General features: G+C 63.6%; 15 protein-coding genes. 7 read left to right on the top strand and 8 right to left on the bottom strand.

Annotated features, from left to right (window positions below):
* Position 1: 1 nt before the first annotated feature.
* Complete coding sequence (locus FJ967_RS18060) at positions 2-385, top strand: hypothetical protein (protein WP_140733176.1); 384 nt, start codon at positions 2-4, stop codon at positions 383-385.
* A gap of 13 nt (positions 386-398) precedes the next feature.
* Here FJ967_RS18060 and FJ967_RS18055 read toward each other — a convergent pair whose 3' ends face one another.
* The 3 genes from FJ967_RS18055 to FJ967_RS18045 form a co-directional block, all read right to left on the bottom strand.
* Positions 399-1253, bottom strand: coding sequence for a DUF1365 domain-containing protein (locus FJ967_RS18055; RefSeq protein ID WP_140733175.1), 855 nt, complete (start codon positions 1251-1253; stop codon positions 399-401).
* Positions 1254-1268: 15 nt separating this feature from the next.
* Positions 1269-2615, bottom strand: a complete 1347-nt coding sequence (locus tag FJ967_RS18050) for an FAD-dependent oxidoreductase (protein ID WP_140733174.1) — start codon at positions 2613-2615, stop codon at positions 1269-1271.
* Between the two features lie 144 nt (positions 2616-2759).
* On the bottom strand, positions 2760-3143 hold the full coding sequence (locus tag FJ967_RS18045; RefSeq protein ID WP_140733173.1) for a DUF2147 domain-containing protein: 384 nt from the start codon (positions 3141-3143) through the stop codon (positions 2760-2762).
* A gap of 127 nt (positions 3144-3270) precedes the next feature.
* Between FJ967_RS18045 and FJ967_RS18040 the strand changes: the two genes are divergently transcribed.
* A complete protein-coding gene (locus tag FJ967_RS18040; protein WP_181175974.1) occupies positions 3271-3681 on the top strand; it encodes a DUF2177 family protein in 411 nt (136 codons plus the stop codon).
* A 6-nt stretch (positions 3682-3687) separates the two neighbouring features.
* Here FJ967_RS18040 and FJ967_RS18035 read toward each other — a convergent pair whose 3' ends face one another.
* Genes FJ967_RS18035 through FJ967_RS18025 form a run of 3 tightly spaced genes read right to left on the bottom strand, consistent with a single transcriptional unit; the run spans position 3688 to position 6082 of the window.
* On the bottom strand, positions 3688-4263 hold the full coding sequence (locus tag FJ967_RS18035) for a hypothetical protein (RefSeq protein WP_246675298.1): 576 nt from the start codon (positions 4261-4263) through the stop codon (positions 3688-3690).
* A gap of 8 nt (positions 4264-4271) precedes the next feature.
* On the bottom strand, positions 4272-5300 hold the full coding sequence (locus FJ967_RS18030) for a cyclopropane-fatty-acyl-phospholipid synthase family protein (protein WP_140733171.1): 1029 nt from the start codon (positions 5298-5300) through the stop codon (positions 4272-4274).
* Positions 5297-6082: a DUF1295 domain-containing protein gene (locus tag FJ967_RS18025; protein ID WP_140733245.1), complete on the bottom strand. Its 786-nt coding sequence runs from the start codon at positions 6080-6082 to the stop codon at positions 5297-5299. Before FJ967_RS18025 ends, FJ967_RS18030 begins: the two co-directional genes overlap by 4 nt.
* Before the next feature lie 264 nt (positions 6083-6346).
* On the opposite strand from FJ967_RS18025, the gene FJ967_RS18020 reads away from it, so the two are divergent.
* The 4 genes from FJ967_RS18020 (at position 6347) to FJ967_RS18005 (ending at position 8369) form a co-directional block, all read left to right on the top strand.
* On the top strand, positions 6347-6886 hold the full coding sequence (locus FJ967_RS18020; RefSeq protein WP_140733244.1) for a rod-binding protein: 540 nt from the start codon (positions 6347-6349) through the stop codon (positions 6884-6886).
* Between the two features lie 13 nt (positions 6887-6899).
* The gene (locus tag FJ967_RS18015; RefSeq protein WP_140733170.1) at positions 6900-7325 is read left to right on the top strand and encodes a hypothetical protein; all 426 of its coding nucleotides are present in this window, start codon (positions 6900-6902) and stop codon (positions 7323-7325) included.
* Between the two features lie 29 nt (positions 7326-7354).
* Positions 7355-7876, top strand: a complete 522-nt coding sequence (locus FJ967_RS18010) for a hypothetical protein (RefSeq protein WP_140733169.1) — start codon at positions 7355-7357, stop codon at positions 7874-7876.
* Between the two features lie 208 nt (positions 7877-8084).
* A complete protein-coding gene (locus tag FJ967_RS18005) occupies positions 8085-8369 on the top strand; it encodes an SCP2 sterol-binding domain-containing protein (protein WP_140733168.1) in 285 nt (94 codons plus the stop codon).
* An 89-nt stretch (positions 8370-8458) separates the two neighbouring features.
* On the opposite strand, the gene FJ967_RS18000 is transcribed toward FJ967_RS18005, so the two are convergent.
* Positions 8459-9028, bottom strand: a complete 570-nt coding sequence (locus FJ967_RS18000; protein ID WP_140733167.1) for an N-acetyltransferase — start codon at positions 9026-9028, stop codon at positions 8459-8461.
* Positions 9029-9168: 140 nt separating this feature from the next.
* Complete coding sequence (gene odc2 / locus FJ967_RS17995) at positions 9169-10302, bottom strand: ornithine/lysine decarboxylase (RefSeq protein ID WP_140733166.1); 1134 nt, start codon at positions 10300-10302, stop codon at positions 9169-9171.
* 541 nt (positions 10303-10843) lie between these two features.
* Between odc2 and FJ967_RS17990 the strand changes: the two genes are divergently transcribed.
* Positions 10844-12040, top strand: coding sequence for an amidase (locus FJ967_RS17990; RefSeq protein ID WP_140733165.1), 1197 nt, complete (start codon positions 10844-10846; stop codon positions 12038-12040).
* Positions 12041-12087: the final 47 nt, after the last annotated feature.

The raw sequence follows: 12087 nt of genomic DNA, 5'->3' as shown, positions 1-12087 counted from the left end.
CATGAGCACGCGCAAGGATCGCCTGAGGAAACTGATCAAGGTTCAGGAGCAGCTGAAAGCCCTGCACGAAACCCGCCACGCCACCTTCGTGGCCGCCGCGAACGCCGCCGAGACCGAAGCCCGTGAATTGATCGGTCATTTCGACCAGGACAATTCCCTCTCCGGCCTCTTTCCCGACCTCTATCACCGCCGTATCGCCCAGGCCGTCGTGCGCCAGGAAGCGAGCCTGGAAAGCGCCAGGCAGGAAGCCGGCCTGATTGCCGCCGCCACCGCCCGCACCAACATGGTCGAGCGCGCCTACAAGGATGTGCGCAAGCGCGACGAACGCGAACGCTCCGACCGCGAAAGGCTGGATTTGATCGCGCAGAAGCGGGTGGAGGAATAGCGCTTCGCACACCTCACTTGCTGACGGTGCCCGGCTCCAGCGCCTTGACCGCGCCGGGCCGTGCATCGGCCCCTTTGGGCATGACAGGGCCCGGATGGAAGCGCGCGCCTTTCAGCCAGAGCTTCAATGCTTCCCAATGGATGCCGGCGATGATCTTCAGCGTCACAAGGGGAAATTTGGCCAGGCACGCTCCGAGCTGCGGCGTGGCAAGCTGACGGGCGCTGCCGGCAAAGGTCGCCGACAGCAACGGTTCGCCATTTTCCGTCTCATGGATGCGAAGCCTGACCGTCTTGCCGGGCGGCAGGATACGAAAATAATAGCGCGCATCCATGCCGATGAAGGGAGAGACGTGGAAGACCTTGGCTTGTGTCTGGCGCACGCCCGCGGGGCCGAGCTCGCCCGGCCGGATCGGCGACACGTAGATATGCCGGCCGCCGAACGTGTTGCGCACGGCGTAAATCAGGGCGACCAGCGCGCCGGCATCGTCGTAGCAGAAATAGACGGATATCGGATTGAAGACGTAGCCCAGTATGCGGGGATAGGCGAGCAGCAGCACACGTGCGGCCGGCTCGCCAAGACCGGCGTTGGCGAGATGCCTGTCGGCGAAGGCCCGCAAGGTTTCGCCAGGGATTTCGACATGGTCGCTCTCATAAAATGAGGCCAGGCCGGGCCGATTGACACCCAGCAGCCATGTCATGCGGCCGAGTTCGGCAAGCCGGTCTATGTCGACCAGCACGCAGAATACGCGATAGACGAAGCGGTGGCCGAACGGCTTCAGCCGCGCATGCATGACTTCGCCCGGATAGAGCACGCCCGCTGCCTGCGGCGGCAGACCGTTCTGTTCGAGTGTGGTGACGCGTTGCTCCATTGCAGGGGTTTGCCGCTATTCCGCTGCCAGGAACGCGGCGGAAAAAGCCTCTTCGCCCTTGCGCCATGGTACTTTGGCGCCGAGCGAAATCGCCGCGTTGAGGCCCGAGCGCAGGCCGTCCTCATGAAAGCCGTGGCCAGTCCAAGCGCCGGCAAAGTAAGTGCCGCGCGCGCCCTGGATGTCGTCGAGGCGGGCTTGCGCCGACAAGGCCCGGGCATCGTACTGCGGATGGTCGAACGTCCACTCGCCGAAGATCAGATCCGGGCGCGGCTCGACAACCGGATTGAGCGAGACAAACAACGGCTTTGCCGCATCGATCCCTTGCAGCCGGTTCATCCAGTAGGTGACCGACACTTCGGGTTCCGCGCCGTCGCAGGAACAGCGCAGATAATTCCACGCCGCCCACGCCGCCCGCCGCTTCGGCATCAGCCTCGGATCCCTGTGAAGCACGACCCGGTTGGGGCGATAGGGTATGGCCGACAGGATCGATTCTTCGACGCTGGTTGCGTCGCCGAGCATGGCCAGCGCCTGCTCGCTGTGGCTGGCAATGATGACATTGTCGAAACGTTCCGGCTCGGCATCACCGGCCCACACCGTGATGCCGAGCGCATCTCGGACAAGCGTCTTGACGGGCGACGAAAGCCGCAGCCTCGATCCCAGCGGCGCCAGCAGCTTTCGCAGATAGTTGCGCGAACCGCCGCTCACCGTTCGCCACACTGGCCGCGTGTCGTTGTCGATCAGCCGATGGTTCTCGAAAAAACTGATGAAGCTCGCGGCCGGATAATCCAGCATCTTGGCGCGTGGTGTCGACCAGATCGCCGCTGCCATCGGGATGAGATAATTGTCGCGGAAGCCCGCCGAGAAACCGCGGGTGCGAAGATAGTCGCCGATCGTGACATTACCCAGCGTGCCGTTGTCGCGCTCGGCGATGCACGCCTTGTTGAAACGCAGGATTTCCCGCAGCATCCACAGGAAGCCCGGCGAAAAGAAATTGCGTTTCTGGGCGAATATGGTGCGTAGCGTCGAGCCGCACCATTCGAGCTTGCCGCCGTCGAGCGAAAGCGAAAAGCCCATGTCGCTCTCATGGGTGGCGACACCGAGATGCGAAAACAGCGCGGTGAGATCCGGATAGGCCAACTCGTTGTAGACGATGAAGCCGGTATCGACCGAAACCGGCGCGCCGTCATAGTCGATGTCGACGGTCGCGGTATGGCCGCCCGCACGATCCGAAGCCTCATAAAGGGTAACGTCCGCACCCGAATGCAAGGCCCATGCAGCGGCGGCGCCGGAAATGCCTGACCCGATGACCGCGATTTTTTTCCTGCCTTGCGGGCGGCCACGGCTGATGGGCACGATGTTCATCGAGAATCCTTGTTGGAAATCATGGCTGTAAGGCGCGGGTGACGCCAGGTATCGTTGTAGATACGCAGGGATCCGGTGCGAGTTTCACTCTGCCGTGCCGGATATTCCTGTGGTCAGGTGAAGGGCACCGGTCGAGCCGCATCGTCAGCGGGCACGGGACCAGTTGACCGACTTGCAGACCAGTCCGCCAACCATGCAGCCGCGCGTGACAAGGCTTTTGCCGGCCACCTTGAGCTGGATCGCATAGGTCAGCGAGCGCTTTGCATCGAAGGCCTTGCCGGTGAGAGTATCGGCGGACTTCGGTTTCAGCGTCATCACAAGCTTGTCGCCGACGGCTTCACCGCCGCTGGTGTCCTTGATCCAGACATTGGTGGCGCAGATGTTCGAACCGCAGGGAGCGATCCGAACCTTCGCATTGCCGTCGCCACGGTTCCATGTGCCGCTCGGGTCAGGGGCCGATGCGGCAAATGCCGATCCCGGGAACGAGACAAAAAATATCAGACTTGCCGCCACTGCCACTCGGTTCATCACGCGCCCTGTCATCCGTTTTATGGAGCTACGGGCGATATGCCGGATGAGTTTCGGCCGGCCGAAACTATCGCCGCTGAAAACCGTTGCTGCGACAACGGCCAACGCCAATTCCGGAGCGAAGATGATCAAGACCTACGGCATCGCCTATCTGACGACGGCGGTTGTGTTCCTGTGCATCGACGCCGTCTGGCTGACGGTGATGAGCAGCCGGCTCTACAAGCCGCTGCTGGGCCCGATCCTGCTCGACGATTTCAACGTCAAGGCGGCAGTACTTTTCTACGTCATCTACATCGCCGGTGCCGTCTATTTCGCCGTGCAGCCCGCCTTTCAGAGTGGATCGTGGACGACCGCCGCCTTGAACGGCGCGCTGTTCGGCCTCTGCGCCTACGCCACCTACGACCTGACCAACCAGGCGACGCTGAAGAACTGGCCGGTCGCGGTCACCATGGCTGACATCTGCTGGGGAACCGTACTCACCGCGATCGCCGCGACGGCGGGCTTTCTCGTCTCCAGCGGGCTGTCGCGAACGCCTTGATTGACCTCAGCCTCCGGCCCGGCGGCCAATCAGGTTCATCACCAGAAGACCGATGAAGGCCGTCAGTGTCCCGGCGCTCAAGGCGTTCATCTTCAGAAAGCCCGCATACTCTTCGGTCGAATAGAGATGAACGGGCTCGCCGTAGCGTCCATGCAGGGCCGTGAAGGCCAGCATGCCGATGGCCGCGATGACGATCGAGACCGCACGCTCGCCCGGCCGGAACAGCACGAAGCAGAGCAGGATGCAGGGCAACAGAAAAACTTCCACGCCGGAGGCCACGCCGAACACCTTGGCGCTGAGCATCGTGTTGCCTATTCCGGCCAAGGGCAGCAACGCACGTCCGGCACGGCTGTTGACGCGCGCAAGTGCCGGCACCGCCAGGAAGAACGGCGTCGAGATGAATGTGTAGAAGGCGGGCGCAATGTCGGGGCCGACCGACCAGTAGACATAGAGCGGATAGAAAGGCTGGTTCCACAACACGACGAGGGCAACCAGATTGGCGGTGGCGACGAGCGGGTCGTCATGCGCGAAATAGGCTTTCGCCGCGTTCCAGGCGCGCGACATTTCTGTTCCAACCGGCATTGCCAATCTTATCCGGCCGCGCGCAGCAGATAGTGGCTGACGCCCCATTCCTCGCCATTCGCATGGCCGAAGAGCCCTGCTGTCGCGAGGAAAAACAGACGCCAGCGCCGGCGCCAGATCAACGCGTCCTTGCCATAGACCTCAACGAGGATCCGATCGATCTCGGCCAGGTTGGCGTCCATATTGGCGAGCCACTGATTTGCGGTGCGCTGGTAGTTGCTGCCATTCCATCGCCATTCCCGCTCGACGTCGAACAGGCCCGGGAACTGCCGGATCAGATTGTGGCTCGGCATGATGCCGCCGGTGAAGAAGTGTTGCGCAATCCAGTCCGACTTGTCGCGGTGATCGAAACGGTAAGACCGGCTTTTGTGCGTGAAGACATGGATGAAAAGGCGCCCCCGCGGCGCCAGCCAGGATTGCACGCGTTCGAGCAGCTTTTGCCAGTTGGACATGTGCTCGAACATCTCGACCGAGACGATACGGTCGAACATGCCGCCCGGATGAAAATTGTTCATGTCGGCGGTCATGACACGGATGTTGGCGAGCCCCCTCGCCCGGGCCTCAGCCTCGATATGCGCCCTTTGAGGCGCCGAGTTCGAGACAGCAGTAATCCTGGCGGCGGGAAAACGCTCCGCCATGAACAGCGTCAGCGAACCCCAGCCGCAGCCGAGTTCGAGGATGTCCTGGCCATCGGCGAGATCCGCATGGGCGACAGTCTCTTCCAGTGCGAGCAACTCGGCCTCCGCCAGGCTTTCATGTCCGCGCCGGTAAAGGCAGCAGGAATATTTGCGCCGTGGCCCGAGCACCAGCCCGAAGAAGGCCGGCGGCAGTTCGTAGTGCTGCTCGTTGGCTGCCTGCGTGTGCTCGGCGATCGGATGGCCGGCCATCGCATGAACGAAAGCCTGCTCATGCGTGGCGGGACGTTCCACGAGGCTTCGCCGGGTGCGTCCCACCAGAAAGCCGATCCCGGTCCGGGTCACCGGATCGGGAAAAGGGGCGCGCTCGACGGTGCGTATGGCGGATGCGATGAGGTTCACGAAGGTCGGCCTTTCGAAATTTGCGCTGGGACATGCCGGGAAGGCCCCGGCCAGAACGCATTGACGCGCGCCTGGTAGGCACGGAACGCCTCGCCACGCGATTTCAGCATGTGCGCCTCGAGCGGCGGGATGCCGGACACATGAACCAGAAGCCAGTACATGAAGAGCGGACCGGAGACGGCGATCCAGCCCCATGGGTAGGTGCTTGTCGGATCCAGCGCGATGGCGACATAGGCCAGCCAGCCGAACCACTCGAAGAAATAGTTGGGATGGCGCGAAATCCCCCAAAGGCCGACGTCGCAGACTTTCCCCTTGTTGGCCGGATTTTCGCGAAACCGGGTAAGCTGGCGGTCGGCCAGCCCTTCGCCAAGGATGGCGATCACCAGGATAGCGATGCCAAGCCAATCGCCGATCCGAAGCTGCGGCGCCGGATTGCGGGCTGCCGCGAAGATGGAGACGGCGAGCAGCAGTGCAGCGCCCGCCTGTATCTGAAGGAACCAGAACAGCCGGCGTGGAAAATCCTTGCCCCACTCACCGCGCAGTTGCGCGTAGCGCGGATCGTCACCGCCGCGTAGTGTCCTGACTGCTATGTGCAGGCCAAGCCTGATCGACCAGATTGCAGCCAGCAGCGCCACGATCACCGGCCGCGTCTCGGATTGCTGCCAGCCGGGCCATGGAACAAGAGCCATGGCGATGCCGGCGGCGCCCACCGCGAACGACCAGATCGCATCCACCCAGCCCGATTTGCCGTCCCGGCTGGCGATGAACCACGCCGCCGCCATGGCAAGCGACAGGCAAATACCCACACCGACGAACAAAGCTGCAAACGTCACGACATAGCCCGGCACATGGCGACCTCTTTGGCTGAGTAACGGATTCACCTGGCGGCAAGTTTCCGTCAACCTTGCGGTTTTGCCGCGTATCCCCGCACGAACGGACGAATTCGTACCGGCAAGCCTGCCACAAGCTTGTTGAGGCATGGTCGCTTGAGGAAAACCGGCAAAAGGCGGACTTTCTTGGCGATTTCTCCACCCAGCGACATCGTGATGGATGTCGCCCGAGCCGCGGAACCGGCTGATATCGAGGCGGCCCGCGCGGCGCTGACCAGGCGTGCGGGCGGTGCGGCCGGCGCGTTCTCGGTCGACACCACGGCATCGGTGGAAGCCGGCTCGATCCTGTCGCGCGCCACGGCCGACCACGCGGCCACGACCGATCCTGCCAAGAAGTTCAAGAAGTTCGAGGCGATGGTCCTGCAGACCTTCATCCAGAACATGCTGCCCAAGGATACCGAAGGCGTCTATGGCACCGGTCTCGCCGGCGACATGTGGAAATCGCAGCTCGCCGAGCGCGTCGCCGACGTCATGGCCGATCGCGGCGGCATCGGCATCGCCAAGTCGCTGCTCGCCGACCACTACATGGACGGCAAGCGCAAGGTGCCGATCGGCCCGGTTTCGAATGGACCGGAAAAGACCGAGATCGATCAGCAGACCCGTCTCTCCACCTCGCTGGTCCAGGAATTGCAGCGCAAGGCCGCCAGGTCGATGACCGGCGATGAGATAACAACAAAAACAGACATCAAGATCTAGACTGGGAAACACCATGGCCGACTCTTCGGAATTCATAGCCAAGCTGCCCGCGCGCACGACAGGGCCGGAAGCACCCACCTCTTTCGCGCGACCTGGGAACCTTGCCGCCATCATCGGCCGCATCGAGGAGGTGGTCGAGGAAGAAACCGCCGGTATCCGCACCGACACCGGCTATGACCTCAAGGCGTCCAACGCCCGCAAGAGCCGCTATCTCTACGAACTGACCCGCGCCATGAAGGGCGGCAGCGAAGCCGAGTTTCTCGAACAGCACCGCGAGGGCCTGACCCGGCTGCGCCAGAAACTGGCCCGGAACGAGGCGGCGATCCTGGCGCATCTGAGCGCCGTCAACGAGGTCGCCAGCCTGTTGCGCAGCGCCATCCAGCGCGCCGAAACCGACGGCACTTACTCCGTCGGCGAATTCGGCAGGCTGAGAGGCTAGGGAGCGGCGATGCCGGGCTCGGATTTCGAATGATCAAGGTCATCGCCATAGCGGTCTGGATCTGCGCCGCCACCCTCGGCGCGGTATTCTATTCTTTCCAGGCAGCAAGTGACCGGGGCGTCGGCGAGAAACCCAAGCCGATGCTGGGCGGGCTGGACTATGTCAAGACCGACATCATCTCCGTGCCGCTGATCCGCGACTCCAGGATCGACGGCTACTTCCTGGCCAAGCTCGTCTATACCGTCGAGCCCGAACAGATAAAGAAGCTGTCGATCCCCGCCGAAGCGCTGATTACGGACGAGGTCTACAGCTATCTCTACACCCATCCCCAGATCGACTTCACCAAGAAGGCGACGATCGACCTCGACGCCTTTCGCGCCGCGATCCGCGACACCGTCAACACCCGCGTCGGCGCGACCCTGGTGCATGAAGTCCTGGTCGACCAGGTCAATTTCCTGAGCAAGGACGAGATCCGCGACAACTGGCTGCGCCGGCGGCAGGATGCCAGCACCCCCGCGCCCGAGACGCCCAAGCCGGTCAGCGCGCACTGAACCATCTTTCGGCCAGGCGATGCCGGGGCCTCGATAGCAGCCGGCGTTGGGCTCACTCCTGCAATTCGCGTTGACGTAAACGTCAATCCAAAGCTATATGCGGCGGCGACGATGATCGCCCGCGATGCCGGCAGCGACTTCGGCTGGACCGAAGTGCCGTCGCGTGACGGATGCAACCAGACGAGATGAATCAGACAGGGAGAACAGCGTGAGCGTTCAGGAGATTGCCGAGAAGATCAGGTCGCGCGTGGCCAGCAGCGGGTTCGATCGTTCCGTGAAATTCGACACCGGCAGCGACGGCGTCATCGTCATTGACGGCGCCGATGTCTCGAACACCGACGCCCCCACCGACTGCACTATCAAGCTGTCGCTGGACGATCTCGATTCGCTGATCGCGGGCGACCTCAACCCGACCATGGCGTTCATGACCGGCAAGATAAAGGTCGAAGGCGACATGACCGTCGCCATGGCGCTCAGCCAGTTGATCGGTTGAACAGGCGCGGCCCACGAGCGGCTGCGAGCTAACGAAAAACGCCGCCTTTTCAGGCGGCGTTTGTTTGCATGGCGGTCGCGCCTGGAGCCTCAAGCCGCCAGGGTCGGCGCATGCCCCTTGAGCTTGCGGCCGGACGCCTTCAGCGTGCCCGTGGCGCCGTCGAGCGCGCCCTGCGCCAGCTCCAGCGCCAGCAGGCGGTGCCGCTCGTAAGGCCCCGGCATGGCGAGCCCACCGGTCCTGGCGGCCGAAAAGCCGAAGCGCCCGTAGTAAGGCTCGTCGCCGACCAGCAGGATTGCCGCATGGCCGAGCCGCGCGGCTTCCGCGATGGCATGGCGCATCAGCGCCGAACCGATGCCGGCGCTCTTCAGCGACGGGTCGACGGCAAGCGGGCCAAGCAGCAGCGCTGCCGGGCCGCCGTCGCCCAGGGTGACGTCCCAAAGGCGCACGGTGCCGGCCACGCCGCCCGTGGCATCGCGAGCGACGAAGGCCAGGCCCTCCGAGGGCCTGCGGCCGCGCCGCAGCTTCTCCGAGGACTTGGTCTTGCGCTTCGGCCCCATGGCGCGATCGAGCAAGGCTTCGCGCGCCGCGACGTCGGCAACGGTCTCGGCGACCATGGCGAAGGCCGGCGCATGAGCTACGATTTCAACTGACATTTCCATTTCCGCAATCCCTGGCGAGCGGAGATCTGTTCCACAAGCGAAGCCGGGCGGACGACAAGCGCCCGCGCCGGATGACCTGACCGGTTCTCAGCGCATTTTCAGGCGAAGTAGTGGCCGAAAATGCGCCAAAAAAAGAACCGTCAGATCACGTAGGATCGGAGAGGCTCGAAGCCGTTGAACGCGACCGCCGAGTAGGTGGTCGTGTAGGCGCCGGTGCCTTCGATCAGCACCTCGTCGCCGATGGTCAGCGACAGAGGCAGCGGATAGGGCGTCTTCTCGTACATCACGTCAGCCGAATCGCAGGTCGGGCCGGCGAGCACGCAAGGTGCCGTCTCCGAGCCGTCATGGCGCGTGACCAGCGGATAGCGGATTGCTTCGTCCATTGTCTCGGCGAGGCCGCCGAACTTGCCGATGTCGAGAAACACCCAGCGCACATTGTCGTTGTCGGCCTTCTTCGAGATCAGCACGACTTCCGACTTGATGACGCCGGCATTGCCGACCATGCCGCGGCCCGGCTCGATGATGGTTTCGGGCAGCGCGTTGCCGAAATGCTTGCGCAGCGCCGAAAAGATCGCCTGGCCGTAGGCCTGCGCCACCGGCACGTCCTTCAGATAGCGGGTCGGAAAGCCGCCGCCCATATTGACCATCTTCAAGACGATGCCTTCGTCGGCGAGCGTCGCGAACACCTTCTTGGCGTCGCCCAGCGCACGGTCCCAGGCGGTGAGATCCGTCTGCTGCGAACCGACATGGAACGACACGCCATAGGCATCGAGGCCGAGGCCCTTGGCATGGCGAAGCACGTCGACGGCCATCGCGGGCACGCAGCCGAACTTGCGCGACAGCGGCCATTCGGCGCCTTCGCCATCGGTCAGCACACGGCAGAACACGCGGGCGCCGGGAGCGACGCGGGCGATCTTCTCGACTTCCTCGACGCAGTCGACCGCGAACAGCCGGATGCCGAGCTGGTAGGCGCGTGCGATGTCACGCTCCTTCTTGATGGTGTTGCCGAAGGAGATGCGGTCCGCCGGCGCACCGGCGTCCATCGCCATCTCGACTTCGGCAACGGAAGCGGTGTCGAAGGACGAGCCCATCGCAGCAAGGAGGCGCAGGATTTCCGGCGCCGGATTTGCTTTCACCGCATAGTAGATCTTGGAATCGGGCAGAGCCTTCTCGAAGGCGCGGAAATTGTCGCGCACGACATCGAGGTCGACGACGAGGCAGGGGCCGGACGGACGTCGGGTGGCGAGGAAGTCGAGGATGCGCTGGGTAGCCATCGGGATTCTCCATCACGCCTTACAGCGCGCACAAGGGTGCGGACGCGGGCCATCGGCCTCGCGAACACGCGGTCAAACAAAGGCGGGACGAAAATTCCATGGAACCAGCCGGTGGAGACCCCGGAACCATGAAACGCCGTCTCGCGGCGATGAACCTAGCCTTGCCCGGCTTCGGTTCGCTTTGTCTGCCTTGGCTTGGATTGGGAGAACCCCGTTCCGCACTGCCGGCAATGAAGGTGTGCCTCTTCAGTAACCCCGGTCTTTGGACAACCGGCAGAGAACCAGAAAGGCCCGCACCGTCGTTGCTTCAAGGTGTCCTCGGTCTGGCGGTTGGCCGCTAAACCGACTGGAGGGGTTAGCTCCAGTTACCTTACCGATTGCCCTCACCATTCGAGGATCGGCGGACACCCACAGGCACGTGCGACTTTGGGCAAGCGCGATATAGGAGCGAAGGATTTCACAATCAATAAAAATCGTATCCCAGGTTGTAAAATTTCTGGCATCGAACAATGTTGGCGCAACCGTATCCGGATATCGAACGATGACAGGCACGCACGGCCCCTTCAACGCCTTCCTCGATCTTCGCCAGATGCCGGTGGCGCATGCCGAACTTGGGCCCCTGGCCGGCTTGCGGCTGGCGGTGAAGGATATTTACGACGTCGCCGGCTACCGCACCGGTTGCGGCAATTTGCAGAAATTCGCCACAGGTCACGCCGCTTCGCGCACAGCGCCCGCTGTACAGATGATTCTCGACGCGGGCGCGCGTTTCGTCGGCAAGACCCAGACCGACGAACTCGCCTTCGCCCTGTTCGGCCAGAACGCGCATTTTCCGTTTCCGGTGAACCCCGCCGCGCCCGACCGCGTCACCGGCGGCTCGTCCTCGGGGTCGGCCACGGCGGTGGCGGGCAGGCTGGCCGACATCGCCACCGGCTCCGACACGGGCGGCTCGATTCGTGCGCCGGCGAGTTTCTGCGGGCTGATCGGCCTGCGCACCACGCATGGCCGCATTTCCCTCGACGCCACCATGCCGCTGGCGCCGAGCTTCGACACGTTCGGCTGGTTCGCCGACGACATCGAAACCTACGAGACCGTCGGCAAGCTGCTGCTCGGCCGCGATCCGCACCAGCATTCCCTGGACCGCCCGCTGTCGCTCGGCTGGCTGGACGAAATGGTCGCCCGCCCGGCGCTCGCCGAATATGCGGAAATGAAGGCGCTGGCGGCCGCGGTTTTCGGCGCGCCGGCAACGCCGACGGCGCGCTTCAGCTCTTCCCCCGATGAACTCTACTGGTGCTTTCGCCGGCTGCAGGCCAGGGAGGCCTGGGCGGCACATGGTGCATGGATCACCAGCGGCGAGCGTGAGCTTGGCCCCGGTGTCGAGGAGCGCTTCGGCTTTGGCCGTGCCGTCGATGAGCGGACGGCGCAGGCCGAGAAGGTGCGCCGGCTGACGTTCCGCGGCGAACTGAACGCGCTCCTCGGCAAGGACGGTTTCCTGATCCTGCCGACGGTGCCCGGCCCGGCGCCTTATGTCGACTCGACGCCGGAGCAGTTCCAGGCCTATCGCGAACGCGCCTTGCATCTCTTGTGCCTGGCCGGCCTGTCCGGCTTTCCCCAGATCACCTTGCCAATCGGCCTGGTCGCGGGCGCTCCCTTCGGCCTGTCGCTGCTTGGCCCTTCCGGCAGCGACATTGCCCTGATACGGCTCGGCCGGAAACTTCTAAAGCGTGTCGCGCAAAAGTGACTCCGGTTTTGCGACAACGACATGCATCGACCAAAACTCAAGGCGCG

Origin of the sequence: Mesorhizobium sp. B2-3-4, assembly GCF_006442315.1 — a bacterium.
Classification (GTDB): Bacteria; Pseudomonadota; Alphaproteobacteria; order Rhizobiales; family Rhizobiaceae; genus Mesorhizobium.
The sequence above is the reverse complement of the archived record's forward strand: the minus strand, read 5'-3'. Positions and strand labels throughout refer to the sequence as shown.

What these genes read in the sequence shown, in the direction of transcription:
- FJ967_RS18025 (WP_140733245.1), bottom strand. Translation starts at nt 6,082, where the DNA reads ATGGCGGCGGCGTGGTTCATCGCCAGCCGGGACGGCAAATCGGGCTGG.
- FJ967_RS18035 (WP_246675298.1), bottom strand. Translation starts at nt 4,263, where the DNA reads ATGCCGGTTGGAACAGAAATGTCGCGCGCCTGGAACGCGGCGAAAGCC.
- FJ967_RS18055 (WP_140733175.1), bottom strand. Translation starts at nt 1,253, where the DNA reads ATGGAGCAACGCGTCACCACACTCGAACAGAACGGTCTGCCGCCGCAG.
- FJ967_RS18045 (WP_140733173.1), bottom strand. Translation starts at nt 3,143, where the DNA reads ATGAACCGAGTGGCAGTGGCGGCAAGTCTGATATTTTTTGTCTCGTTC.
- FJ967_RS18020 (WP_140733244.1), top strand. Translation starts at nt 6,347, where the DNA reads ATGGATGTCGCCCGAGCCGCGGAACCGGCTGATATCGAGGCGGCCCGC.
- FJ967_RS18050 (WP_140733174.1), bottom strand. Translation starts at nt 2,615, where the DNA reads ATGAACATCGTGCCCATCAGCCGTGGCCGCCCGCAAGGCAGGAAAAAA.
- FJ967_RS18010 (WP_140733169.1), top strand. Translation starts at nt 7,355, where the DNA reads ATGATCAAGGTCATCGCCATAGCGGTCTGGATCTGCGCCGCCACCCTC.
- FJ967_RS18060 (WP_140733176.1), top strand. Translation starts at nt 2, where the DNA reads ATGAGCACGCGCAAGGATCGCCTGAGGAAACTGATCAAGGTTCAGGAG.
- FJ967_RS17990 (WP_140733165.1), top strand. Translation starts at nt 10,844, where the DNA reads ATGACAGGCACGCACGGCCCCTTCAACGCCTTCCTCGATCTTCGCCAG.
- FJ967_RS18015 (WP_140733170.1), top strand. Translation starts at nt 6,900, where the DNA reads ATGGCCGACTCTTCGGAATTCATAGCCAAGCTGCCCGCGCGCACGACA.
- FJ967_RS18000 (WP_140733167.1), bottom strand. Translation starts at nt 9,028, where the DNA reads ATGGAAATGTCAGTTGAAATCGTAGCTCATGCGCCGGCCTTCGCCATG.
- odc2 (WP_140733166.1), bottom strand. Translation starts at nt 10,302, where the DNA reads ATGGCTACCCAGCGCATCCTCGACTTCCTCGCCACCCGACGTCCGTCC.